Origin of the sequence: Pseudarthrobacter sp. DSP2-3-2b1 (assembly GCF_049895945.1) — a bacterium.
Classification (GTDB): domain Bacteria; phylum Actinomycetota; class Actinomycetes; order Actinomycetales; family Micrococcaceae; genus Arthrobacter.
Genome location: NZ_JAFCTI010000001.1, coordinates 64370 through 89201 on the forward strand (window position 1 = coordinate 64370; position 24832 = coordinate 89201).

At 66.0% G+C, this 24832-nt stretch carries 18 protein-coding genes; 10 read left to right on the forward strand and 8 right to left on the reverse strand.

The features are described 5' to 3' along the window. Positions 1–70: 70 nt before the first annotated feature. From nirB to ACP7AX_RS00245, 6 genes are all read left to right on the forward strand, one after another. A complete protein-coding gene (gene nirB, locus ACP7AX_RS00220; RefSeq protein ID WP_426224946.1) occupies positions 71–2701 on the forward strand; it encodes a nitrite reductase large subunit NirB in 2631 nt (876 codons plus the stop codon). Positions 2702–2703: 2 nt separating this feature from the next. Further along, entirely contained in the window at positions 2704–3738 is a 1035-nt protein-coding gene (gene cobA, locus ACP7AX_RS00225) for a uroporphyrinogen-III C-methyltransferase (protein WP_426224947.1), read from the forward strand. Between the two features lie 14 nt (positions 3739–3752). Continuing rightward, positions 3753–4922, forward strand: coding sequence for a uroporphyrinogen-III synthase (locus ACP7AX_RS00230; protein WP_426224948.1), 1170 nt, complete (start codon positions 3753–3755; stop codon positions 4920–4922). A 201-nt stretch (positions 4923–5123) separates the two neighbouring features. Next, positions 5124–5984, forward strand: a complete 861-nt coding sequence (locus ACP7AX_RS00235; protein WP_131682055.1) for an FAD-dependent oxidoreductase — start codon at positions 5124–5126, stop codon at positions 5982–5984. A gap of 89 nt (positions 5985–6073) precedes the next feature. Beyond that, positions 6074–6799: a deoxyribose-phosphate aldolase gene (gene deoC, locus ACP7AX_RS00240; protein WP_426224949.1), complete on the forward strand. Its 726-nt coding sequence runs from the start codon at positions 6074–6076 to the stop codon at positions 6797–6799. 52 nt (positions 6800–6851) lie between these two features. Next, positions 6852–7118 carry a hypothetical protein gene (locus tag ACP7AX_RS00245; RefSeq protein WP_426224950.1) on the forward strand — a complete coding sequence of 89 codons (267 nt, stop codon included), beginning with the start codon at positions 6852–6854 and terminating at the stop codon, positions 7116–7118. A 72-nt stretch (positions 7119–7190) separates the two neighbouring features. On the opposite strand, the gene ACP7AX_RS00250 is transcribed toward ACP7AX_RS00245, so the two are convergent. Together ACP7AX_RS00250 and mfd are read right to left on the reverse strand one after the other, a co-directional pair. Beyond that, on the reverse strand, positions 7191–8012 hold the full coding sequence (locus ACP7AX_RS00250) for a metal-dependent hydrolase (protein WP_426224951.1): 822 nt from the start codon (positions 8010–8012) through the stop codon (positions 7191–7193). A gap of 5 nt (positions 8013–8017) precedes the next feature. Then, positions 8018–11722 (reverse strand): transcription-repair coupling factor, encoded by a 3705-nt coding sequence (mfd, locus tag ACP7AX_RS00255; RefSeq protein ID WP_426224952.1) that lies wholly within the window; start codon positions 11720–11722, stop codon positions 8018–8020. Between the two features lie 150 nt (positions 11723–11872). On the opposite strand from mfd, the gene ACP7AX_RS00260 reads away from it, so the two are divergent. The 4 genes from ACP7AX_RS00260 to nhaA all read left to right on the forward strand — a co-directional run bounded on the left by ACP7AX_RS00260 (position 11873) and on the right by nhaA (position 15562). Next, a complete protein-coding gene (locus tag ACP7AX_RS00260) occupies positions 11873–13399 on the forward strand; it encodes an SDR family oxidoreductase (RefSeq protein ID WP_426224953.1) in 1527 nt (508 codons plus the stop codon). Between the two features lie 50 nt (positions 13400–13449). Beyond that, complete coding sequence (locus tag ACP7AX_RS00265; RefSeq protein WP_426224954.1) at positions 13450–13947, forward strand: DUF2505 domain-containing protein; 498 nt, start codon at positions 13450–13452, stop codon at positions 13945–13947. 4 nt (positions 13948–13951) lie between these two features. Continuing rightward, complete coding sequence (locus tag ACP7AX_RS00270) at positions 13952–14173, forward strand: SCO4848 family membrane protein (RefSeq protein WP_131682060.1); 222 nt, start codon at positions 13952–13954, stop codon at positions 14171–14173. A 72-nt stretch (positions 14174–14245) separates the two neighbouring features. Continuing rightward, on the forward strand, positions 14246–15562 hold the full coding sequence (nhaA, locus tag ACP7AX_RS00275; protein WP_131682061.1) for a Na+/H+ antiporter NhaA: 1317 nt from the start codon (positions 14246–14248) through the stop codon (positions 15560–15562). Positions 15563–15592: 30 nt separating this feature from the next. Here nhaA and sufU read toward each other — a convergent pair whose 3' ends face one another. The 6 genes from sufU to ACP7AX_RS00305 form a co-directional block, all read right to left on the reverse strand. Next, on the reverse strand, positions 15593–16045 hold the full coding sequence (gene sufU, locus ACP7AX_RS00280; protein ID WP_131682062.1) for a Fe-S cluster assembly sulfur transfer protein SufU: 453 nt from the start codon (positions 16043–16045) through the stop codon (positions 15593–15595). Positions 16046–16070: 25 nt separating this feature from the next. Beyond that, positions 16071–17396 (reverse strand): SufS family cysteine desulfurase, encoded by a 1326-nt coding sequence (locus tag ACP7AX_RS00285; RefSeq protein WP_426224955.1) that lies wholly within the window; start codon positions 17394–17396, stop codon positions 16071–16073. 441 nt (positions 17397–17837) lie between these two features. Further along, entirely contained in the window at positions 17838–20498 is a 2661-nt protein-coding gene (locus ACP7AX_RS00290; protein ID WP_426224956.1) for a LuxR C-terminal-related transcriptional regulator, read from the reverse strand. A 34-nt stretch (positions 20499–20532) separates the two neighbouring features. Continuing rightward, positions 20533–23271 carry a LuxR C-terminal-related transcriptional regulator gene (locus ACP7AX_RS00295; RefSeq protein ID WP_131682064.1) on the reverse strand — a complete coding sequence of 913 codons (2739 nt, stop codon included), beginning with the start codon at positions 23269–23271 and terminating at the stop codon, positions 20533–20535. A gap of 117 nt (positions 23272–23388) precedes the next feature. Then, positions 23389–23982 (reverse strand): aminoacyl-tRNA hydrolase, encoded by a 594-nt coding sequence (gene pth, locus ACP7AX_RS00300; protein ID WP_131682065.1) that lies wholly within the window; start codon positions 23980–23982, stop codon positions 23389–23391. A gap of 145 nt (positions 23983–24127) precedes the next feature. Then, entirely contained in the window at positions 24128–24727 is a 600-nt protein-coding gene (locus ACP7AX_RS00305) for a 50S ribosomal protein L25/general stress protein Ctc (RefSeq protein ID WP_426224957.1), read from the reverse strand. Between the last annotated feature and the right edge of the window lie 105 nt (positions 24728–24832).

A 24832-nucleotide genomic window follows, 5' to 3' on the forward strand; every position in this document is an offset into this window, starting at 1 on the left:
CTAGTGTGGAAGCACACCTCGTCAGAGAAAGCCGCAGAGAACCGCCTGCGGCCCATGCGAAAGGCCCACAGTGACCGAACAGACTTCAAGCACAGAGAACACGCGCCGCATCGTCGTCGCCGGTGGCGGACCCGCTGCCCACCGCTTTGCCGACGCAATGCACTCCCGTGGCCTCGATGGCTGGCATGTCACGGTCCTCACTGAGGAAGCCCACCTCCCCTATGACCGCGTGGCGCTCTCCAAGGCCCTCACCGACAGCGACGTCGATCTGACCCTGGGAAATGCCTCCATGTGGGACCACGCCTCCCTGTCGCTGAAGACCGGCGAGCGCGTGGTCAAGATCAACGCCGAAGCAAAGACGGTTCAGACCGCTGCCGGCAGCATCTTCGAATACGACGACCTCGTGGTTGCCACCGGCTCGAACGCCGCACGCCTCCCCATCCCCGGCGCCGAGCACACGCACGTCTACCGCACGCTCGAAGACGTCTGGGCTATCAACAAGGCCATCACCGAGCTCACGGAGAAGCTCGGCCGCAAGGTCAACGCCGTCACCATTGGTGGAGGCCTCCTCGGGCTCGAATCGGCTGCCGGCACGGAGCAGCTGGGCGCCAACCCGATCGTCATCGACGGTTCGCAGTGGCTGATGGCCACACAGCTGGATGAAGGCGCAGGCCAGGCAATGGGCCGGCTCATCAAGGCCAAGGGCTTCGCCGTCCACGGCGGCGTCTTCCCCTCGGAAGTACTGTCCGACGACGACGGCCAGGTCACCGGTGTCCTGATGGCAGACGGCCGCATCATCGACGCCGACCTTGTGATCGTCGCCATCGGCGTCCGGCCCCGCGATGAACTCTTCCGCGCCGCCGAAGGTGAAGAACAGGTGTTCAGCCTGGGCCAGCGCGGCGGTGTGGTCATCAACGATTTCTGCGCCACCGAAGTACCCGGCATCTGGGCCATCGGTGAAGTAGCCAACTTCGGCGGCATGTGCCTGGGCCTGGTCGCCCCCGCCAACACCATGGCAGAGATCGTGGCCGACCGCCTGCACGGCGGCGCAGCCACCTTCCCGGGCTTCGATACCGCCACCAAGCTCAAGCTGTCCGGCGTGGACGTTGCCAGCTTCGGCGACGGCTTCGCCAAAACCGAGCACTCCCTCGAAATCGTCTACGCGGACCCGGCCCGCGGCGTCTACCAGAAGATCGTCACCACCGATGATGCCAAGACACTCCTGGGCGGCATCTTCGTGGGCGACGCCAGCCCGTACACCAGCCTCCGCCCCCTCTTGGGCCGTGAACTCAGCGCCGAGCCGGGCGCCTACCTCACGGCGGCAGGCGGCGGCGACGCCCCGGAGACGGAACTCCCTGACGACGCCATCCTGTGTTCCTGCAACAACGTCTCCGCCGGAACCATCCGCGACACCGTCAACGGCTGCGGCGCCTGCGACGGCAACGCTCCCGTCCAGGAGCTCGGCGAACTCAAGGGCTGCACCCGCGCCGGCACCAGCTGCGGTTCCTGTGTCCCGATGCTCAAGAAGCTGCTGGAAACAGAGCTCACCAAGTCCGGCGTCGAGGTCTCCAAGGCTCTCTGCGAGCACATCGAACTCTCCCGCCAGGAACTGTTCGAGACCATCCGCGTCCTCGAGCTGTCCTCCTTCGAAGAAATCATGGCCAAGTACGGCACCGGGGCGGGCTGCGATATCTGCAAGCCGACCATCGCCAACATCCTGGCCAGCCAGAACAGCGCCTACGTCCTGGACGCCGGCCGCGGCACCCTGCAGGACACCAACGACCGCGCCCTGGCCAACATGCAGAAGGACGGCACCTACTCGGTGGTCCCCCGCATCGCCGGCGGCGAGATCACCCCGAAGAAGCTCGGCGTCATCGCCGCCGTGGCCGAGAAGTACAACCTGTACACCAAGATCACCGGCGGCCAGCGCATCGACATGTTCGGTGCCAGGCTGGAGGAGCTTCCGGAAATCTGGAAGGAACTGGTGGACGCCGGCTTCGAATCCGGCCAGGCCTACGGCAAGAGCCTGCGCACCGTGAAGTCCTGTGTCGGTTCCACCTGGTGCCGCTTCGGCGTGCAGGACTCGGTAGCCATGGCCATCCAGCTGGAACTGCGCTACCGCGGCCTCCGCAGCCCGCACAAACTCAAAATGGGCGTCTCCGGCTGCGCCCGTGAATGCGCCGAGGCCCGCGGCAAGGACGTCGGCGTGATCGCCACCGCGGACGGCTGGAACCTGTATGTAGGCGGCAACGGCGGCGCCACCCCGGCCCACGCCCAGCTGCTGGCCAAGGACCTGGACGACGAGACGCTGATCAAGTACATCGACCGCTACTTCATGTACTACATCCGCACGGCGGACCGCCTCCAGCGCACCGCGCGCTGGCAGGAAGAGCTCGACGGCGGCATCAAGCACGTGGAGGACGTGGTGGTCAAGGACACCCTGGGTATCGCCGAGGACCTCGAGGCCGCGATGGCAAAGCATGTTGACACCTATGTGGACGAATGGGCCGACACCCTCAAGGATCCCGACCGCCTCCGCCGGTTCCGGTCCTTCGTCAACGCACCGGACCAAAAGGACGATTCCATCACCTTCGTTTCGGACGAACGCGGCCAGTTCCGGCCGGCCACCGCTGAAGAAAAAGGGAAGGTCCTGATCGGAGCTTCCATCCCCATGAGGCCCCGCGATGAGAACGAGGTATAGCCATGCAGCTCAGCATTGATCTCACCGGCCGGGAAGTCCTGGTCACCGGATCCGACTACGCCGCCCGCCAGGCGGTCCGGCGCTACGAGGCCGCCGGCGCGGTAGTGTTCCGCCTCAGCACCCCGCAGGGCGCCAGCCATGACGGGCCGCTTCCCGAGCGCCCGTTCCTGGTTGCAGCGGTCGACGACGGCCAGCCGGGCTGGGAGGCCCTGCTGGACCGGTGCCGCGCCACCGGCATCCCGGTCGCCGTGGAACCTGCCGCCGGGCCCGCGGGCCACGTCACCCTGGTGGGTGGCGGCCCCGGAACCACTGAACTGCTGACCGTGGCCGCCGTGAAGGCGCTGCGCGATGCCGACGTCGTCTTTTATGACCGGCTGGCCCCCTACCAGGAGCTGCCCTCCCTGACCTCGGCCGAACTGGTGGATGTCGGCAAGAAGCCCGGCCACCACAAAGTCAGCCAGGCCGATATCGAGAAGCTGATGGTTGCCTCCGCCCTGGAGGGTAACAACGTGGTCCGGCTCAAAGGCGGCGATCCCTACGTGTTCGGCCGCGGCGGCGAGGAAGTGGCGTCCTGTGTTGCGGCGGGCGTCCCCGTCCGCGTGATCTCCGGAGTCACCAGCGCCATCTCGGTGCCGGCCGCGGCCGGAATTCCCGTGACCCACCGCGAAGTCAGCCACATGTTCACCGTGGTCTCCGGTCACGCCCCCCTGACCCACAAGGAGCACACCCACCTCGCCGGCCTGGGCGGCACCATCGTTGTCCTGATGGGCATCGGAACGCTGCACCAGCTCGCCGCGGGACTCCGTAAGGCGGGGATGCGCACCGACATGCCCATGGCCGTCGTCGAACGCGGCTACCGGCCGGGGCAGCGCACCACCATCGCGGATCTGGGCACCATCACGTCCGCCGCAGCCGGCTGCAGCAACCCTGCTGTGCTGGTCATCGGCGAGGTGGTTCGCGTGGCTGAGGCCAACCGCGGGCATGCCGAGGCCGCCGCCGATCTGGACCGGCTGGCGGCCTCGCTGCTGGGCTCGTGAAAGGATTGACCCCCATGAACGCACTCGCACCAACCGAAGCTCCCGAGGCTGCCCCGGCCCAGACTGAGGAAGCGCCCGGGCGGGAACCCGCGGAGTCGCCACTTGAGGGTTTCCGCATCGGCGTCACCTCGCACCGGCGCTCCCAGGACCTGATCGAGGCGCTGGAACGCCGCGGCGCCGAGGTGCTGCACGCCCCCGCCCTGAAGATCGCCCCGGTGCAGGAGGACATCCGCCTCATTGAGGACACCAAGGCTGTCATCGCCGCCAAACCGGACCTTTGCATCGCCACCACCGCTTACGGCATGCGCCGCTGGTGTGAAGCGGCGGACTCCTTCGGGATCGGTGAGCAGCTGCTGGAAACCCTCGGAAACTGCCGGATGTTTGTCCGCGGACCCAAAGCCCGCGGTGCCGTCCGCGCGGCGGGGCTTGCCGACGTCGGGATCAGCAGCGACGAAACCACCGCCACACTGGTGGACATGCTGCTGGCCGAGGGCGTGCGCGGCAAGACCGTTGCCGTGCAGCTCCACGGCTACACCGATGTCCGGCAGCTTGAACGCCTGCGCATGTCCGGCGCCACCGTGCTGACCGTCACCCCTTACCGCTGGGTGAAGCCCGACGGCGAGGACCGGCTCCCCCGCCTCATCGAAGCTGCCTGCAGCGGCAACCTGGACGTCCTGACCTTCACCAGCGCCCCCGCAGTGGACGCGATGTGGAGCACTGCCCACGAGATGGGCGTCTACAAGCAGCTCATCGAAAGCCTGCAGACCACGGTCACCACAGCCGTCGTCGGGCCCGTGACGGCCCAGCCGCTGCTCGACGCCGGCGTGACCCCGCTGATCCCGGAGCGCTTCCGGATGGGGGCACTGATCCGGCTGGTGTGCGAGCACCTTGCCCTGAACCACGTGCGGCGGCTGGACACGCGGTCCGGCAACATTGAACTGCGCGGACGCAGCCTGCGCATCGACGGGCAGCCCGTTGAGCTGGCACCCGCTCCCTTGCTGCTGCTCCGTGCACTGCTGGGAGCCGGCGGTGCTGTGCTGTCCCGCGAATCACTGTCCGAACTCCTGGAACTGCGCGGTTCAGTCCATGCCCTGGACATGACCGTCAGCCGCCTCCGCTCCTCCCTGCCGGACGGCCGGCTGGTGGAAACCGTGGTCAAACGCGGTTACCGCCTCCGCGTCTAAGCCTTCCGCCCCCGTTTCATTTCCGTTTCACGCGCGAATGAGACGGGGGTCACCGGAAGTGTTACCGGCCGGTAAACATTGGCGAACGGGCCCCGAAGAAGCAGCAATGACGGGGAAACACAACCGAAAAAGCCGGGGCCTACGCTGGGTCCATCAGGAAGTTCCGGCCGTTGACGCGGCCGCCAGCGAAAGGGCCAGCACATGTCCGCTCCGGCACCGTCCACCTCATTCTCCTCCGCCCAGCGCATCGTCATTGCGGGCGCCGGCCCTGCCGCCCAGGCGTTGGTCAGGCAGCTCAGCGGCGCACGGTTCAACGGCACCGTGACCGTCCTCAGCAACCGTGATGACGCACCCGAGGAACTCCTGGAACTGGCCCTGCTGCCCCAGGTTTCGGTCCGCTTCGGCCAGCCGGCCAGCCACATTGATGCAGAGGCCCGCACCGTCGCCACCGCCGATGGCATGGAATTCAGCTACGACCAACTGGTCATCGCCACAGGATCCGCACCGCTGGACGCACCCGTTGAGGGATCCGGACACTGCCTGAGCTACTCCACGATTGACGACGCCGCCCGTATTGGTGAAGCCGTCATGGACATCACCAAGGGACTGGGCCGGCGGCCGCTGGGAATCCTGGTGGGCACCGGAGCTGCCGCCGGACAGGCCGAAGCGGTGCTCCGCGCCCGCGGGGTCCGTCCGATCCGCACCACAGTCCGGCCCGCCGCCGTGGTTCCGGCTTCATCAGGCTCCGCCCTGGGCTCGTCCGGCGTGATCTTCGCGGACGGCAGCAGCATGAACGGAGACCTGGTGGTGCTTGCCGAGGAACGCGTCTCGCGGGACGGTCTGGCCGCCAGCGCAGGCCTGCAGACTGCGGCCAGCGGCGGCATCGTCATCAGCCGGGACTTCCGGACGTCAGTGCCGGGTATCTGGGCCATCGGGGACGCCGCAGCGTTCGACGGCGTCCGGCTGGGATTGTTGGTGGCGGCCGCATCTGCCGCCGGGGTCTGCGCCACCCAGCTCATGACGGCAGCACCCGCCGGCGCAGTGCTCGGGCTGGCCGCCTGAGCTTAGTGGCGCTGTGGCAAGATGGTCACCTGAACAGCCACTGACATGGTGGCGCCAGCGGCCCACAAGGCCACATGGAAAGGACCATCATGAGCAACGAAGCCACTCCTGTGAACCACCCCGGAGCGGGCACGGACTCAGTGCCGGGCAACATCGCTTCCTACATCGACCACACCCTGCTCAAACCCGAAGCGAGCGAAGCCGACGTCCTGAAGGTCTGCGCGGAGGCCGCCGAATACAGCTTCAAGTCGGTCTGCGTTAACCCGGTGTGGGTCAAGACTGTGAAGACCGCCCTCAAGGGTTCCGGTGTGCTGACCTGCTCTGTTGTGGGGTTCCCGCTGGGCGCCACTCCCACCGATGTAAAGACGTTCGAGGCCCGCGGCGCGGTCCTGGACGGTGCGGATGAAGTGGACATGGTCATCAACATTGCCGCTGCCCGTGCGGGCGATAAGGGCGCGCTGGTGGAGGACATCTCCGCCGTGGCCGAGGCCGTTCACGCCAGCGGGGCCATCCTGAAGGTCATCATCGAAACCGTCTTCCTCAGCGATGACCAGAAGGTCCTTGCCTGCCAGGCGGCTGTAGAGGCCGGGGCAGACTTCGTCAAGACCTCCACCGGATTCAACGGCGGCGGCGCCACCGCCGAAGACATCGCCCTGATGAGGCGCGCTGTGGGCCCTGACCTTGGCGTCAAGGCATCCGGCGGGGTGCGGTCGCTCGCCGACGCTCAGGCTATGATTGCTGCAGGTGCAACACGTATTGGTGCCAGCTCCGGCATTGCCATCGTCAAGGGTGAACAGGGTTCATCCGCCTACTGACAGCGCAGCCGGGCTTCCACAGGTCAAGCCCCACGGGGCCAAGGAGGAACGCATGTCCAGCAAGATCACCGGCCAGGCAAACACGTCCGGCAGTGCCCAGGCGGGCACCATCCAGACCCCGCAGAACGAGAACAGCCTCGTCACCAGCATCGCCCTCTTTGTGGTCATGATTGCGCTGTTCCTGGGCTCCGTCTACTCGCTGACGTGGCTGACGCTGGACAACTACTGGCCCATGGCGATCTGCCTTGGCCTGTTTGCCCTGGCCTTCTGGATTCCGATGACCGTGCTGGGCCGCTCCGACTCCGCCGGCGAAAACTAAGCACACCACGAACATTAAAGGCTGGGGCCCCGGATTCTTCCGGGGCCCCAGCCTTTTGTCATTATGTCCGGTTCAGCCAGTGCCTAAGAGCCTGCCGACCACGCTGCTGCCCAACGCCATGGCCGTGGGGAAATGTGCCTTCGCCAGGGACCAGCCGGCCACGCACATGCCCACCATGGCGTAGGCGCTGACCGGGATCAGCACCAGCCACTCACGCTTGGACCCGGCCCTGCCCAGCAGCGGCAGGGAGAACGCGCCGTTGGCCCGCCAGACATCGTTCAGTACCGGAAGCTTCCGGAGGACCCTCGGCGGTTTGATCACAATCGGCCAGAGCAGCGGCACGCCGCCGGTGGTGATCATGTCCCCGACGATGTGCACCACCACCCCGATCAGCATGGACATGGGCAGCCACGTCCACTGCTCGGGCGCAAACCAGGTGACCAGCCCCGCCATGACCAGCCCGAAGATCCAATTGGTGAGGAACCCTGACTTCGGAAACAGCTTCAGGGCCTTGGCAGCGATGTTGATCAGGAACATGCACAGCACCCCGGCGCACACGGACAGCAGTCCCCACTGCGTCTGCACCTGGATCTGGCCGGCCAAGCTAGCCAGCAGGACAAAAAACGCTGCCCCGAGGACCGAGTGGGTGCCCTGCCGGTGCCCGCCGCTGGCGTTTTCAATCCCGACGGCAATGACGTTGGACAACGGCGGCAACGACCGGGCAACGGTGCTGTGCCGGTGGTCCCAGTCGCACACCAGCGCGGTGCCCGCCGTCGCCATGCCCCCGATGATGATTCCGGTGGCGTCCAGCGGATACCAGCCCAGGGTGTACGGCCCCGTTGAGGCAACAGCTACCCACGCCGCGGCTCCCGACGCGGCGTGGTGTCCTCCCATCAAGGTCAGTTACCTGTGGGTGAGGCAGCAACCGCCGCGTCGGCGAAGATGTTGCTGATGACGCCGTTGGCCCATTCCAGGATTTCGGCGTCCTGGAGGTCCCGGCCGCCGATCCTTGCGGTCTTGGGTTTGGGAATCAGCACCGCGTCCAGGGCCGGTTTTGACTGGGAGCCGGGGTACATCCGGGTCAGCCGCATAAGTTTGGACTCCGGCAGCTGCGCCGGCGAGAACTTGATGAAGTTGCCCTGGAGCGCGACGTCGGACAGGCCGGATTCGCGGGCACCCACCCGGAAGCGGGCCACGGCAATGAGGTTCTGCGCCGGGAGCGGCGGCTCGCCATAGCGGTCCACCAGTTCGGCCAGCACCTCCTCGATTGCCTCGTACGTCAGCGCCGATGCGAGCTTGCGGTACGCCTCCAGGCGCAGCCGCTCCCCCGGCACGTAATCATGCGGCAGGTGGGCGTTGACGGGAAGCTCGATCTTCATCTCGGCGGCCTTTTCCTCGGCATCGCCGCGGTAGTCGGCCACTGCCTCACCCACCAGTCGGATGTAGAGGTCGAAGCCGACGCCCTGGATGTGGCCGGACTGTTCGCCGCCGAGCAGGTTGCCCGCGCCGCGGATCTCGAGGTCCTTCATGGCCAGCTGCATGCCCGCACCGAGTTCGTTGTGCGTTGCCACGGCCTTGAGCCGTTCCAGCGCCACTTCGCCCAGGGGCTTTTCCGAGGGGTACAGGAAGTAGGCGTAGGCCCGCTCGCGGCCACGGCCCACGCGGCCCCGGAGCTGGTGCAGCTGGGAGAGCCCGTATTTGTCGGCCCCGTCCACAATCAGGGTGTTGGCGTTGGAGATGTCCAGGCCGGTCTCGATGATGGTGGTGCACACCAGGACATCGAACCGCTTCTCCCAGAAGTCCACGATGATCTGCTCCAGCCGGCTTTCGGACATCTGCCCGTGGGCAACCTCCACCCGGGCCTCCGGAACCAGTTCACGGATCTTCGCCGCCGTGCGTTCGATGGTGGACACCCGGTTGTGGACGAAGAACACCTGGCCTTCGCGCATCAGTTCGCGGCGGATCGCGGCCGAGGTCTGCTTGTCCGTGTACGGGCCCACGTAGGTCAGGACCGGGTGCCGTTCCTCCGGCGGGGTGGCCAGCGTGGAGGTTTCGCGGATGCCGGTCAGGGACATCTCAAGCGTCCGCGGGATGGGCGTGGCGCTCATGGCCAGCACGTCGACGTTGGTGCGCATCTTTTTCAGCGCTTCCTTGTGCTCCACCCCGAAGCGCTGCTCCTCGTCCACGATGACAAGGCCGAGGTCCTTGAACGCGAAGTCCTTGGACAGCAGCCGGTGCGTGCCGATCACCACGTCTACAGAACCGCTCTTGACGCCCTCCACCGTCTCCTTGGTTTCCTTGGTCCCCTGGAAGCGGGACAGCGCCTTGACCCGCAGCGGAAAGCCGGAGAAGCGCTCGGTGAACGTTTCGTAGTGCTGCTGGGCCAGCAGGGTGGTGGGCACCAGCACCGCCACCTGCTTGCCGTCCTGGACTGCCTTGAACGCGGCGCGCACGGCGATCTCGGTCTTGCCGTAGCCCACATCGCCTGACACCAGCCGGTCCATGGGGATCTCACGCTCCATGTCAGCCTTGACCTCGTTGATGGTGGTCAGCTGGTCCGGCGTCTCCACATAGGGGAACGCCTCCTCCAGCTCACGCTGCCACGGCGTGTCCGGGGCGAAGGCGTGGCCCCGGGAGGCCATCCGCGCCGAGTACAACCGGATGAGTTCGCCGGCGATCTCCTTGACGGCCTTGCGGGCCTTGGATTTGGTGCTGGCCCAATCCGAGCCACCCATCTTGCTTAAGACAGGGGTGTCGCCGCCGACGTAGCGGGTCACCTGGTCCAGCTGGTCAGTGGGGACGAACAGCCGGTCCCCGGGGGCGCCGCGCTTGGACGGGGCGTATTCCAGTACCAGGTACTCGCGCACGCCGTCTCCGCCGCCGGCAACCTTGCGCTGGATCAGCTCCACGAACCGGCCAATGCCGTGCTGCTCGTGGACCACGTGGTCCCCCGCCAACAGTTGCAGCGGGTCCACGGCGTTCCGGCGCTTGGACGGCATCCGCCGCATGTCCTTGGTGGATCCTGCGGACGTCCTGCCCAGCAGGTCTGCCTCGGTCAGCAGCCCCACTTTCAGGGATTCCAGAACAAAACCGCGTCCGACGGCGGCGGTGGTCACCTCGATGATGCCCGCCTGCGGTTCCTTCTCCAGGGTGTCCACCCGGGCGCAGGGGATATCGGCGTCGTGAAAGAGTTCAGCCAGGCGCTGCGCGGGCCCTGGGCCTTCGGTGGCCACCACGATCCGCCACTGGTCCCGGACGTGGGAGCCAATGAACTCCATCATCTCGGCCACGTCGCCCTGGTAGCCGCGGGGCTCGCGGGCGTGAAGGTTCAGGACATCGATCTCCGGCAGCAGTTCCTCGTCCTGCTTCAGGGAGGTGATGGACCACCAGGACACGTCGTGGGCCAGGGCAGAACCGCGGGTCTCAGCGAGGGAGCGGAAGCTGGCGGAGTGCAGGGCTTCGGACGCCTGCGATGTCAGGTCCAGCGGTGCAGTGCCACCGTCGGACGCCGTGGACCAGGCAGCCTCCAGGAATTCCTCGTTGGTGGCTGCGAGGTCATGCGCGCGGGTACGGACCTTTTCCGGTTCGATGACCACAGAGATGGACCCGGCGGGCAGCTGCTCCACAAACGGAACCATGGCGTCCACCAGCACCGGGGCCAGCGATTCCATGCCTTCGACGGCGATGCCGCCGGCGATCTTCTCCAGCATGTCCGCTGCGGCCGGAAGCTGCGCCTTCAAGTGCGCTGCACGGGACATGACCGAGGGGGTAATGAGTATTTCGCGGCAGGGCGGGGCATGCAGTTCGGTGGGGTGGTGCAGGCCCGGTGAGGACAGCGAGCGCTGGTCGGCGACGGCGAACCAGCGCATCTGGTCCACCTCATCGCCGAAGAACTCCACCCGGAGGGGGTGGTCCTCCGTGGGCGGGAAAACGTCGATGATGCCGCCGCGGACAGCGAACTCACCACGGTGTGTGACCATGTCCACCCGGGCGTAGGCGGCATCTGCCAGGCGGCGCACAACGTCGGTGAAGGGCACTTCCTGGCCCACCTTCAGCGTGACCGGAACCAGTTCACCCAGCCCCGCCACGAGGGGCTGGACCACCGCGCGCACCGGCGCGACGACGACCCGCAGGGCGCCCGCCGTCGAACTTTCCGGGTGCGCCAGCCGGCGCAGGACGGACAGCCGCCTGCCCACGGTGTCCGAACGCGGCGAGAGCCGTTCGTGCGGAAGTGTCTCCCAGCTGGGGAATTCGGCAACGGCGTCGGCGGGCAGGTACGCGCGCAGAGCCGCCGTCAGGTCCTCTGCCTCGCGGCCGGTGGCGGTGACGGCGAGTACTACGGGAGCCTTACCGCCGTCGGCTGATCCGGTGTCCCCGGCGGACTGCGAGAGCCCGTCAGCCATCTCAGCAAGCAGCACGGCACGAAGGCCTGCCGGGGCGCTGATCTGGTAGTCCTGACCCCTGAAGCCGAACCCCCTGCCGGCCTCGGCCCGGACGCGGGCGAAGGTCTGGTCTCCGGCGAGGACGCGGCGCAGTCCGTCGAGTGACGGGCCGTGATGGGACGGGCCGGTGAGGCTCATGGTGGAAGCTCCTGTGGTGTTCATGGGGATCGCAGGCAACACGAAAACCCGAAATTCGCAAGAATCCCGGGTATTCCCAGCCTACCGCGCAACGCGCCGGACTAAGCTTTCAGGACCCACGGCCGTCCGGACGCCTCGCGGCTACGAATGACAAAGTGAGAAGAAGGAGTCTTCATGACGGGCACAACCGAGCCATCAGCGCGCGCCGCAGCCAAAACCGTACTGGTCACGGGGGCCACCGGCTACATTGGTGGCCGGCTGGTGCCCAAACTCCTGGAGGCCGGGCACCGCGTCAAGGTCCTGGTCCGGTCCCCGGACAAAATCTCGGGGGTGCCGTGGCTGGAGAAGGTGGAAGTGATCCAGAGCAGCCTCGACGACGGGGATGCGCTGCGCGACGGGCTCGCCGGCGTCGATGTCCTGTATTACCTGGTCCACTCCATGGCTGCCGGCGCCGGTTTCGAGGCTAAGGAGAAAGCGATGGCGGAGACCGTCGCTAAGGCGGCAGAGGCCGCCGGCACCAGCCGGATTGTGTACATGGGCGGCCTGCATCCGGCCAACGCCAACCTGTCCACCCACATGCGTTCCCGCGAGACGGTAGGCAAGGTCTTCCTGGACAGTCCCGTGGACGCGGTTGTCTTCCAGGCCGGCGTGGTGATCGGTTCCGGTTCAGCCTCCTTCGAGATGATCCGGCACCTGGCCGAGACACTCCCCTTTATGCCCGCCCCCAGCTGGGTTCGCAACAAGATCGAAGCCATTGCCGTCCGGGATGTGCTGCATTACCTCGTGGGCGCCGCCTCACTCGAAGGGCACATCAACCGCACCTTCGATATCGGCTGCCGGCAGGTGCTCACCTACGCCGGCATGATGAAGGAATACGCCGCCGAGGCAGGGCTGCCGTACCGCGTGGTGCTGGCGCTGCCCATCCCCGCTCCCAAGCTGGCGGGCGTTTGGGTGGCCCTGACCACGCCCATCCCGTTGTCCATGTCCCTCCCACTGGTCCAGTCGCTCCAGGACGACGCCGTCTCCAGTGAGCACGACATCGACCAGTACATCGCCCAGCCCGACGGCGGCCTGACCAGCTACCGTACCGCCGTCGCCCTGGCGCTGGGCAAGGAGCGCGACGGCCAGGTGGAGACCACCTGGGCCAACGCCGGAGCTGATGCCGATCCTTTGCCGAGCGATCCGGACTGGGCCGGGCACAAAGTGTATACGGACGAGCGGACTTTCCACGGGGACGTCGATCCCGCCCATGTGTGGACCATCATCGAGGGGATCGGCGGGCGCAACGGCTGGTACTCCCTCCCCCTGGCCTGGCAGGTGCGCGGCTGGCTGGACAAGCTCACCGGCGGGGCAGGGCTGCTCCGTGGCCGGCGCCATCCCGGCAACCTGGCGGTCGGCGAAGTGGTGGACTGGTGGCGGGTGGAACAGATCGAGCGCGGGAAACTGCTCCGGCTGCGGGCCGAGATGCGGGCCCCGGGACGGGCATGGCTGGAGCTTGCCGTGGAACCGGACGGCAACGGCAGCCTGTACCGCCAGCGCGCCATTTTTTTCCCCAAAGGCCTCAGTGGCAAGCTGTACTGGCTTGCCGTACTCCCCTTCCACAGCCTCATCTTCCCGGCGATGTCCCGGAACATCACCGCTGCCGCCCAGAAGCTCGCCGAGGCCGACGCCGGTTCTGAGAACCTTCCTGCCGCCCCGTAGGATGTGGGGAGCAAAAAGCGTTCTGACACTGAAGAATCACTGGAGGATTCATGGCACTGAGTGCAACCACCACCCTTCCGCACGCCGTCGACAGCGTTGCAGCTGTCCTGGTGAACGAGGACTTCCAGCGGCACACGAGCGAGCTTGTGGGCGGGACCCTGGAGTCCTTCGCGGTGACAGGTGACGTGGCAGGGGCATTCAGCACCACCTCCGTCCGGACCCTGCCCACCACGCGCCTGCCCGAAATTGCCCGCAAGTTCGTGGGTGAGAGCCTCACCGTGACGCAGGTGGAGACCTGGGACGCCCCGTCAGCTGACGGCTCACGCCAAAGCAACATCTCGCTGAAGATCGCCGGCGCCCCCGTGGATGTCTCCGCAGTCCAGCGCCTTGTTGCAGAGGGCGGCAGCACCCGGATCGATCTGGAGGGCAACGTCACTTCCTCGGTGCCCTTCCTGGGCAGCAAGATCGCCGCGGCTGCCGAGCCCATGGTTGCCAAGGCCTTGAACCTCCAGTCCCAGCAGGCCCAGGCCTGGCTCGAAAGCCACTAAGGCGATGCAGCTCCCGCTCTTCGCCGCCTGGATCCTGATTGTGGCCGGCGTCTGGTCCTTGGTGGTGTGGCCGCAGTTCCTGAAACGTGTACTGAAGGATCCGCGCGCCAGGGACGCTGCCGGCAAGGCCACGAAGTTCCTCACCGTCCACGTGGTGCTGGTCAGCATCTCGATGGTGCTGGGCGCTGCCACGGCGGTAATCGGGGTTATGGGCCTGCTCGGCTAGACTGGTCCAAGGTGCGCCGGGAAGTCTGGTCGGCAACAATTTTGCCGACCCCTCATTTCCCCAGGAGCCGTTATGGCCAAGCGCCCTTCCCGTCTTTTCCCGCCAGCTGCCAAAGTCCTCAGCCGGTCCAGCTATCCGGAATATCTGAGGATCTCCGAGATCCTCAGACTCGAGACCGTGGGCGGTGCACTGCTCCTCGTTGCCACTGCCATTGCCCTCATCTGGGCCAATTCCGCGGCCGCCGGCGGGTATTTTGCCCTTCGTGACCTGAAGATCGGCTTCGAGCCCTGGCACCTCCAACTGTCGCTTGGCCATTGGGCCTCCGACGGGCTCCTTGCCATCTTCTTCTTCATCGCCGGTCTTGAACTCAAACGCGAGTTCGTCTCCGGCGAGCTGCGGACCCTGTCCAAGGCAGTGGTGCCGGTGGCTGCGGCGGTGGGTGGAGTGGCGGTTCCCGCCATCATCTACGCCCTGGTCAACCTCAACCAGGGCGCCGAAAGCCTGCGGGGCTGGGCCATCCCCACGGCCACGGACATTGCCTTTGCACTGGCGGTGCTTGCTGTCATCAACAGCCACTTGCCTGCCGCGCTCCGCACCTTCCTGCTCACCCTTGCCGTGGTGGATGACCTCCTGGCCATCGGTATCATCGCCTTTTTCTACTCCTCCGGCTTGCAGCCGCTCTTCCTGCTGGCGGCCCTGGTTCCGCTGGGCCTGTTTACGCTGCTCGTTCAGAGACGCATCCGCAGCTGGTATTTCCTTCTTCCGCTCGCCTTCGCTACCTGGGCGCTGGTCCATGCCTCCGGGATCCATGCCACCGTAGCGGGCGTGCTGCTCGGCTTCGCCGTTCCGGTCCTGGCGTCCAGGAAGCGCGGCGAAACCGGCGCCGGAATGGCTGAATCCTTCGAACACCGCCTGCGTCCGTTGTCCGCCGGTTTCGCCGTCCCGGTCTTCGCCTTCTTCTCCGCCGGGGTGGCGCTCGGTGGTTTTGAAGGAATCCGCTCGGCGCTGACCGATTCCGTGGCCGTGGGCATCGTGGCCGCCCTGATCATCGGCAAGACAATCGGTGTCTTCGGCACCACTTATGTGCTCACGAAGACCACCAGGGCAAAGCTGGACGACAGCCTGGCATGGGTTGACGTGGCCGGCCTGGCACTGCTGGCCGGCGTTGGCTTCACGGTCTCGTTGCTGGTTGCCGAGCTCAGCTTCGGCCCCGGCTCACCCCACGATGACCATGCGAAGGTAGCCATCCTGACAGGTTCACTGGCCGCTGCAGTCCTGGCCGCGGTGGTGCTCCGGCTGCGGAACCGGCATTACCGGAAGGTGGAAGCCGACGAGCGCAGGGATGCAGACGGCGACGGCGTCCCGGACGTTTTCGAGCAGAAAGCCTAGGCGGCGCAGGCCACAGCCGTCACTGCTTGCTTAGGCTGCCGCCTGGTTCACGGCGTCTTCGGCGGCAACCCACGAGATCATGGCGCACTTGACGCGCGCGGCGTAACGGGCCACGCCCTCGAAGGCGGCTGCGTCGCCCAGGATTTCGGGATCGGCGTGGATTTTGCCGCGCGAGCGGAGGACCTCGCGGAAACTGTCGATGATCCCGTGCAGTTCGGCGACGCTGAGGCCTTCAGCGAGCTCACTGAGGACCGACGCCGACGCCATCGAGATGGAGCATCCGGCACCGTCCCAGGAAATCTGTGCCACCTTGCCGTCTTCCACAGCCACCCGGACGGTGACTTCATCGCCGCACACCGGGTTGAGCTGGTGCGACTGGCCAGTCGAGGCTCCCAGCGGTGCCTCGGTCCCGGCCAGGCCGCTGCCGTGGCGGGCTTTGGAATGGTCAAGGATGATCTGCTGGTACAGCTGGTCAAGGCTCATGGATACATCCTTCGGTGGGGGCGCGCTAGACGCGGAAGTAGGAGCGGACGCCTGCCACGGCGTCGAGGAACGCATCGACGTCGTCGGTGGTGTTATAGAGGTAGGCACTGGCCCGGGTGGTGGCGGTGAGCCCCAGGCGGCGGTGCAGCGGCTGGGCACAGTGGTGGCCCACGCGGACGGCGATCCCACGGGAATCAAGGAACTGGCCGACGTCGTGCGCGTGCACGCCCTCAACGTCGAACGCTGCCAGCCCTATCCTTTCCTGTCCGGCGGCGGGGCCAAGGACACGGATCCCCGGAAGGGCTTCCAGCCCGGCGACCATGCGCTGGCCGAGCTCAGCTTCCCAGCGGTGGACGCGGTCCAGGCCGGTTTCCGTGAGGTAGTTGGCAGCAGCGGCCAAGGCGACGGCCTGGGAGATCCGCTGGGTGCCGGCCTCGAAGCGCTGGGGAGCCGGCAGGTACTCGGCCCGTTCCATGGTCACGGTGGTGATCATGGAACCGCCGGTGAGGAACGGTGGCAGCGCGTCCAGGATGTCCTGCTTGCCGTACAGGACGCCGATCCCGGTGGGGGCCAACATCTTGTGGCCCGAAAACACGGCGAAGTCAACGTCCAGTTCTTTGACGTTCAACGGCAGGTGGGGCGCAGACTGGCAGGCATCAAGGACCACCAACGCCCCGGCCTTGCGGCCCAGCGCCACCAACTCCTTCACAGGGTTGATGATTCCCAGGACATTGGAGGCGTGGGTAAACGCCAGGACTTTGGTCTTGTTGCCGAGGATTTCGGCCGCGACGTCCAGCCGCAGCGCGCCGGCGTCGTCGATGGGGATGTAGCGGAGGGTGGCACCCGTGCGGAAGGCCAGCTCCTGCCACGGGATCAGGTTGGCGTGATGCTCCATCTCAGTGACCACAATCTGGTCTCCGGGGCCGACGGCGAGTTCCCTGAGCCGTTCATCCCCCCTGCCCTGTGCCGACCACAGTGAGGCGTTGGACAGGGCGTAGCTGACGAGGTTGAGGCCCTCGGTAGCGTTGGAGGTCCACACCGTCTCGGCGTAGTCAGCCCCGATGAAGTCCGCGAGGGTCTGGCGGGCGTCCTCGAAAACTTCGGTGGCTTCCACGGCGAGGTGGTGGGCGCCGCGGTGTACGGCGGCGTTGCGCTGTTCGTAGAACTCCTGCTCGGCCTCGATCACACTGAGCGGGTTCTGGGATGTGGCACCCGAGTCCAGGTACACCAGCGGCCGGCCGTTGACCTGCTGGCCCAGTACCGGAAAGTCATTGCGGATCCTGAGGACTTCGGCGTTATCCATGGCCGGCACGGCGCGTTCCAGCGTGGCAGGCGTTGATACTAAGGCCAAAGCTAACTCCTTGAGATGCCAATGGATTGACACTCAATTGTCCCACAGCACCACTGTGGCGGCGGTCCGAGGGCCAACCGCCACAGCAGCTCCGGGCTTCTACCCGCGGAGAGGAGGGCCGGCGACGGCTGGGGGGAGAGCCTCGGTCTCAGAAGACTCTGACGTCGCCGGCCCCGTCTATGTCCGGCCCGTGGGCCGGAAGTTTTTCTCAAGACGAGACCTGGAAAGTCTGGTGGCAGTCCGATCGACGTTTGCCGCCGTGTCTTTCTGCCTCTTCCAGTTAAGCGGTTCCGGGCGCCCGGGGCACGAGTAGGAGGTACTCGACTTCTACCCGGCCGTGCTACGGGTTACGCGCGGCTGATACGCGCATTTCGTAACTGCCACCACTTGGCATCCCCGCAGGTCCGCGGCGGCTGCCGGGTGAATAAAAAAACGGTGACCTCAGCGTGGAAGCGCGCTGGCCAGTTCGTCGCGGCTCCGTACCCCGAGCTTCACGTAGGTGCGGTACAGGTGGCCTTCCACTGTCCGCACCGACACCATGAGCCGCTGCGCGATCTCACGGTCGGTCAGCCCTTGGACCGCGAGCTCCACAATGTCCTGCTCCCGGCGGGTGAGGTGGACGGCGGGAGCTGCGGCGATGAACTGGCCCTCGCGGAACCGCTCCCCCAGTTCGTGATCACATTTCTCCCGCAAGGCAACGGCCTGGCGGGCCCGGCGGCGTTCCCCGGAGTTTTCCAGCACAGAGCTCGCACGGGCGTAGGCTTCCCTGGCCAGGTTGACGAACCCTGCTGATTCAAGGGCGGCCGCGGTGCCCATGAGGGCATCGGCGTCAGCGGACTCCCAGTGCCGGGCGAGAGTCAGCATCGCCTCGGCCCAACGGCCTTCGACGTTCGCGGCGACGGACTGGACCAAAGGAATCACCGAATGATCGCCCAGGTCCCAGCACACTGCCAGAAGCTCAAGCAGCATGCCGGCGCGCGCGGAGACCTCTGGAGTAGTAGCCAGTGTATGGACCGACGCCAGCCCTTTGCCGTCGCGTGAGACGTACTCCGATGCCGCGGCGGCGTAGGCGGTGGCCAGGAGTTCCTGACTTGCGGGGCCGGGCCCCGCATCCTTGTAGTCCAGCTCCAAACGACTGGCCTGGGCAGCGTCACCGAGCCTGGCCGCCACATAGAATCCCAGCGCAGATCCGAACCGGAACATCTGCTGGGGGTCCTTTAGCCTGAGGGTCTCCACGGCTGGCAGCAGCGTCTGGTAGGCCCGCTCAATCCGGCCTTGCCGCAGCAGCGAGTAGCCGCGCAGTATCTGCAGGCTGCCGGCGAACGCGGCGGAGCTGCGAGGGTCACCCGAGACGTAGTTCGCGAGCTCACGCTCGGCCGTCTCCCATTCCCCAAGGGCCAGGTAGTTGGCCACCAGGCGGCCGAGGACGAACTCGTTGAAGAAGAACACGCCGCCCTGGAGGGCGGGAAGTTCCGAGGCTGCCGTCACCGCGGCCTCGAGTCCCTGAACGGCGCGGCCGTCACCGGCCAGTGAGTGGGCCAACAAGGCCGTCCCCACCACGCGAAGAGCAGCCTGGGTCGCATCGCCCGAATCGCGGCTGTGAGGCTCCTGGACCTCGCGGGCCAGAGCCGTATGGTTGCCCGCTTCGCCGTGTTCCAGCATGCACAGCAGCTGGTCCCACCACGGCCTCAATGGGGCGTCGGAGGAGTCGCCGGGAGAATCCCGGCCGGACGCAGCGGAATCCACCCCCCGGAGTTGATCCCTGTATTGCGCGGCCAGGACTTCCAGCGGAGTACCGAGCGCCTGGTGGGCCATCACGCTGAGCATCAGCGCCGGGGCGGCTCCCCCGCCTGTCCCCGGCTGCAGCCAACATCTGTCCGCTATCCTCGCCGCGCCCGCGTAGTCGCCTTCGTTGAAAAGTGCCCGCGCCTGGACTGCCTGCGAGTGCGGAACCAACTTCGGATCGGCGACTCTTGCCGCCATGGTCCGGCTGCTCCTGTTCCTGAAATGGGCCAAGGCTGTGTCCGCTGCCTCCAGCAACTCAGGATCAGAAACCTTCAACCCACATTCCAGGGACCATTCCACCGCCCGCAACCGGCCTTCGGGCCCCGCGGGGGAGGTTTCCAGCTGCTCCCGGATGGTTTCGAGCAGCTGCAGGCTCCTGGAAACTGAGACGCTGCCGCGGAGGGCTTCGCCGAACATGGCATTCCACATGCGGAGATCGGCAGGTGTACCGGTGCTTTCCACGACCATCTGCTGGTCCAGCAGGGCACGAACCACTTCAGCGCCGCTGATGTCCTCGATCACCTTGCGCCGCACAGGGCCCGCCAGTGCCACCAACTTCAGTGCTTCCTGCTCTTCAGCGCTGCGGCGCAGCATGTCCTTGACCACAACGCCGGTGAGTTTGGGTCCGTCGGAAGGCAACGCCCCCAGAAGCATCCAGATCCCGTTCCGTTTTGCGAGCACTCCGCTCTCGGCGGCGTCGTGGAGGAGGGCATCGAGAATTCTTGGATTTCCCCCCGAAGCGCTCCAAATGGTGTCAACCGTTCCGGCCGGAACAGTCCCGTCCAGCGCGTGCGCGAGGACTTCCTCGATCTGGTCGCGGTTGAGGGGACGGAGATCCACCCGGTCGGCGAGGCCGTCGTACCAGAGTTGTGCCATGGGCTGCGGCAGTCCGGGACGTGGCCTGCCTGCAGCCACCACACTGGCCCAACCTGCCGAAATCATGTCAGCAACGATGCTGGCCGTCGCTTCATCGAGGTGGTGGGCATCATCCATCACCAGCAGCAGAGGCGTTTCCTTGCCGCCCTTGAGCTTCTCAAAGTAACTCCACACGGACCGGAGCACAGCCACCGAGGATACCGAGTCCTCAGCATTCAGTTCCGCTGTGTAGGGCGCCAGAACACCAAACGGGACGCTGGCCAGCGACGAACTGCCATGGATCTGCACGATGATCATTTCGGCGGCAAGCCGTTCGGTGATGGCATCGGTCAGCGCAGTCTTGCCGATGCCCGGCCCCGCCATCAGGTAGACAGCCTGGCTGGTGCGGCTGCGGATGATGTTGCAGATCCGGTCCAGCGGTTCACGCCGGCCGGTGAGCATACGGTACGCGGCTCCCGGTTTCGGAACGTGCGCCTTAGACGAGTCCAGTCAGATCACCCCTGGATGTGACTCCCAATTTAGTGAAAACCTGGTAAAGATGGCCTTCCACGGTACGTACGGACACACCCATCTCCAGCGCGATATCGCGGTTGGATGATCCCCGGCCCGCAAGCCGGGCAATCTGGCGTTCCCGGCTGGTCAGGAGCGGGCTGCCGCTGCTGGGCACGATGGGCAGACTTGCCACCGTTGCAGCAAGAATATCCAGCCGCGCCTGGGCGGTCCTGGCTGACACGGAGTCACCGGCCTGCCTGGCGTAGTCCACAGCCAGGGCCATGCACCGGGCTTCAACGGCGTCGAGTTCCAGCGTGGCCGCCAGTTCACCGCCGGACAGCAGTGTTTTGGCGTCCTTGGTCCGGCTGCCCACTGCGATCAGACGCGAAATTTCGGCAAGTGGTCCTTGACGGTGGCCGGCCACCTCTTCCATCAGTTTGAAATCGGCGTCGGTGCCATTGACGGTTGCGCCAAGCAGGCTGATGCCGGCCAGGGTGAACCTGCCTGCTGCGATGTCCTCGCGGGCGGACTGCTTCAGGCGCGAGGCGGCCTCATTGTCCCCCAGCCACCGGCCCGCGACGTCGGCACAGAAGTCTGCGATGCTCCGGGTGGCGTGATCGGAGACTCCCCCCGTTCGTGCAAGCTTGTCCAGGTACTTGCGGGACAGCCCGGCATTGCCGATCTGGGCATAGGCCAGGGCGGTGGCCGCGTAGGCGGCGCGAAGCATGCTCTGGACGGGCCGGAGCTCAAGTTGGGCGGTTGCGGACAACAGCGAGTCCAGAGCCATAGCACCCCGGCCGGAGTACACGTACGCAACGCCGGCGGACAACTCGGCGGCCGCGCTCCGGTAGGGAAGCGTGTGGATTTCACTCACCGGCGGCGGGTCAAGGAGATTTATGCAGCGGCGCCACTGACCGGCGGTCAGCAACACCATATAGGCCCGTCCGTTGAACTGTTCGCGCAGACCCACAATCTGCGCGGCATCCGAGATCTGCCCGCCGAGCTGCCGCATCAGGCCCAGGGCGTCCATTTCGCGCCCGGTCATGGACAACGCGCTCATGAGGATCATGGCAGAGTTCATCCGGAACCAGGTGTCGGGGTTCTGCTCCGGGTCCGCAGCGGCCTCCAGCGCCGGGATGGCAGAAGCGTAGTCACCCACGAAGGCCCGGTACTCGAATTCGCTGAGGCTGATCCGGTTGGCCGCGGCGGCCAGTGGCTCCGGCCAGTCTGTGGCGATGCCCGGGTCCACTCCCAGCCGTTCCCTTGCTGCCTGCAGCAGTCCCGGTACCCGGTCCGAATGTTCCGGCAGCCAGACCATTGCCTGTGCCTTGGCCTGGATGACCCTGGCGAACTCCTCAACGTCAAGGTTGTCCAGCTGCGGTTGGGAGATGTCCTCCAGGGCGGCCATGGCCTGCACCGGGAGGTCAAGCAGCAGGTACGCGGCAGCCTTTTGCCTCTGGCCGGGAACCCACTGAGGATCGTTCCGTTTCAGGATCTCCGCGTACCTCAGGGCGAAATGCGGGTCAAAGAGTTCGACGGCGGCCTCCGCAGCTGCCAGCGCCATCGCCGGACTGAGCTCGGCCTCGCATTCCTGCGTCCAGGCAGAGAACGCCATCAGCTCCTCCACCGTCATGGTGGCAGGGTCCGGGTCCTTGCCGTCGAGGAGGAGGCTGCGGAGCTCCCTGCGCCGGGTGATGCTGAGCCAGGAACGGACGACGTCGCCGAGGTACTTCTCGCGCAGGGTCACCCACCGGTTGTCCGACGCATCGATCTCCAGCATGCCGGAGTCCTCCATGTCGGCCACGATCCCGGCACCGTAGACCGCGGTAAGCCTTGAGAGCTCCACGCTCCGGGCACAGGAGAGCATCTCGATGACTTCGCGTTCCCGGGGGGATTTTCGCGACCACTGGGACCGTACGATGTCATCAAGGCTGGCCGCGCCGTCCAGCACCACCTTGTCCCGCAGGGTCCAGACCGAGTCCGAAAGCACCAGGTTCCCCGAATGCTGCTGCTCGGTGACAAGAGCCTTGAGCAACAGCGGGTTGCCACCCACCATGGTGTGGAAGGTACTCACCAGCGAGGCGGATACCCGGTGGCCCAGCAGAGAAAGCAGGACCTGGCGGGTCTGGAGCTCGTTGAGGTTGTCGAGTTTGACCTCGGTGAGCCGGTGATCGGTGAGGAGCCAGTGGAAGTCAGCGGGAAGATCGCTGATCTGCGGCGCGACGGCGACAATGCGGGCAGTGCCGGTCAGGAGGATGTTGAGCAGCACTCCGGCGCTCATGTCATCGATGCTGCCGGCTGTGTCCAGCGTAATCACACACTGCCGCCCTGCGGCGTCGCTCCTGATCAGCGATGTAATCCCCCGGAGAATCGCGGTGGGAGAACCCATATACGCTTGCGGCAGGCGCGCGAGCAGGAAGGCCAGGCAACCGTAGGGGGTCCGGGCCGATGTGGGGCCGCTGCGTAGCTGAAGAGTCCAGACATCCGGGCCAAGCTCTGATACTGCCGTCCGTGCGAGGGAAGATTTTCCAACCCCACGCCCACCGGTGATGACAACGCCAAGGGAGCCGGTGCTGGTCAGCGCCGTGCGGACGGATTCAAGGTTTGCGCTGCGTGCGGGCACAGACCATCGCTGTGGCTCAGATATGCCGGCGGTGTCCGTGCGTAGCCCAACGTCGTTGAGCGATGACCCACGTCCCCAGCTGAGTGGCTCGATTGACATGAACTTATCCCCTACATCCCACTAATAGCGGGAATAAGCCCCTTCGCCCCCCGCTTAGGAAGAAGACTACCCCTTGGCACAGACAGGAATACAGGGACTCAGGGGTTTTAAGTTTTTTTACGGGACATCGGTCTTGGCCGGGTGGAACTTCTGTTGGGCCGCGGTGAGCCCCTCCTTGACCAGCATCTCCACTGCATCGGCTGCCTCATCGAGCAGGAACGGAAGGTCTTTCCGCTCTGCGGTGCCGAAGTCCCGGAGGACGTAATCTGCGGTTTCCATCCGGCCCGGCGGACGGCCCACGCCCACCCGCACCCGGAGGTAGTCCTTGGTAGCGAGGGCCTTGGAGATATCGCGGAGGCCGTTGTGCCCGCCTTCCCCGCCACCGGATTTGAGCTTCACGGTGTTAAAAGGGATGTCGATCTCGTCGTGGACTGCCACAACGTGGTCCGGGAGGATGCCATAGAAGTTCGCGAGGCTGGCCACGGGGCCGCCGGAAACGTTCATGTAGCTCATGGGCTTGGACAGCACCACGCGGGGACCGCCGATCCCCAGCCGTCCTTCGAGCACCTGGGCACGGGATTTGTGGGTTTTGAAGCTTCCGCCCATCCGGGCCGCGATTTCGTCCAGGACCATCTGGCCGACGTTGTGCCTGTTGCCCTTGTATTCTGCCCCCGGGTTTCCGAGGCCAACGATCAGCCAGGTATCAGTCATTGTTCAATCCTAAAGTGGGTCTGACCCGCAAGGGGCGCGAGCCTCGGCGCAGGCCGGGCATCAGAACAGGCCCGGCATCAGAAGGGTCCGGACACAGGTGTGGCCGGACCCCAACGGGGATCCGGCCACACCCAGGTGGACGTGCTTACTCGGCGGCCGGAGCCGAGGAGCCTTCGGTGGTTTCAGCGGATGCCGCTTCCTCGGAGACCTCGGTGGCCTCGGAGATGTGAACAACCAGTGCCTCGGCGTCGGCCAGCAGGACCGAACCCTTCGGGAGGACCAGGTCAGAAGCGTGGATGTGCTCGCCGGCGGTGCGGCCCTCGATGTCGACCTCGATGGCGGTGGGCAGGTGGGTTGCCTCGGCCTCGAGGGAGATGACCGTGAGTTCCTGGTTGTAGACGTTGCCCGGAGCAAGTTCGCCAACAACGTGGACGGGGATGTCCACGGTAACCTTCTCGCCCTTGCGGACGGTCAGCAGGTCGATGTGCTCGATGATCTGCTTGATGGGGTCGCGCTGGATGTCCTTGACCAGGGCGAGGTGCTCTTCGCCGTTGATGTCCAGGGACAGCAGGGCGTTGGCCGTGCGGACTGCAAGCGTGGTGGCCTTGCTGGGCAGGGTGATGTGGATCGGCTCTGCGCCGTGGCCGTAGATGACCGCGGGGATCAGGTGGGCCATGCGCGCGCGGCGGGCAAAGCCCTTGCCGAATTCGGTGCGTACTTCTGCTGCGAGCTTCTGCTCAGACATGTGTATCTCCTCGGAAACTAAAACGGTGTTCAGCAAGGGCGGAGGTCTGTTTGCGACCTTCAACGCCGGGCGCCCTGCGGCGGCCCTTCCAGAAGGGAGATTCAG

Excerpts from the sequence above, each read along its gene's own strand:
- cobA (WP_426224947.1), top strand. The coding sequence starts at position 2,704 with ATGCAGCTCAGCATTGATCTCACCGGCCGGGAAGTCCTGGTCACCGGA.
- ACP7AX_RS00230 (WP_426224948.1), top strand. The coding sequence starts at position 3,753 with ATGAACGCACTCGCACCAACCGAAGCTCCCGAGGCTGCCCCGGCCCAG.
- ACP7AX_RS00235 (WP_131682055.1), top strand. The coding sequence starts at position 5,124 with ATGTCCGCTCCGGCACCGTCCACCTCATTCTCCTCCGCCCAGCGCATC.
- deoC (WP_426224949.1), top strand. The coding sequence starts at position 6,074 with ATGAGCAACGAAGCCACTCCTGTGAACCACCCCGGAGCGGGCACGGAC.
- ACP7AX_RS00245 (WP_426224950.1), top strand. The coding sequence starts at position 6,852 with ATGTCCAGCAAGATCACCGGCCAGGCAAACACGTCCGGCAGTGCCCAG.
- ACP7AX_RS00250 (WP_426224951.1), bottom strand. The coding sequence starts at position 8,012 with ATGGGAGGACACCACGCCGCGTCGGGAGCCGCGGCGTGGGTAGCTGTT.
- mfd (WP_426224952.1), bottom strand. The coding sequence starts at position 11,722 with ATGAACACCACAGGAGCTTCCACCATGAGCCTCACCGGCCCGTCCCAT.
- ACP7AX_RS00260 (WP_426224953.1), top strand. The coding sequence starts at position 11,873 with ATGACGGGCACAACCGAGCCATCAGCGCGCGCCGCAGCCAAAACCGTA.
- ACP7AX_RS00265 (WP_426224954.1), top strand. The coding sequence starts at position 13,450 with ATGGCACTGAGTGCAACCACCACCCTTCCGCACGCCGTCGACAGCGTT.
- ACP7AX_RS00270 (WP_131682060.1), top strand. The coding sequence starts at position 13,952 with ATGCAGCTCCCGCTCTTCGCCGCCTGGATCCTGATTGTGGCCGGCGTC.
- nhaA (WP_131682061.1), top strand. The coding sequence starts at position 14,246 with ATGGCCAAGCGCCCTTCCCGTCTTTTCCCGCCAGCTGCCAAAGTCCTC.
- sufU (WP_131682062.1), bottom strand. The coding sequence starts at position 16,045 with ATGAGCCTTGACCAGCTGTACCAGCAGATCATCCTTGACCATTCCAAA.
- ACP7AX_RS00290 (WP_426224956.1), bottom strand. The coding sequence starts at position 20,498 with ATGCTCACCGGCCGGCGTGAACCGCTGGACCGGATCTGCAACATCATC.
- ACP7AX_RS00295 (WP_131682064.1), bottom strand. The coding sequence starts at position 23,271 with ATGTCAATCGAGCCACTCAGCTGGGGACGTGGGTCATCGCTCAACGAC.
- pth (WP_131682065.1), bottom strand. The coding sequence starts at position 23,982 with ATGACTGATACCTGGCTGATCGTTGGCCTCGGAAACCCGGGGGCAGAA.
- ACP7AX_RS00305 (WP_426224957.1), bottom strand. The coding sequence starts at position 24,727 with ATGTCTGAGCAGAAGCTCGCAGCAGAAGTACGCACCGAATTCGGCAAG.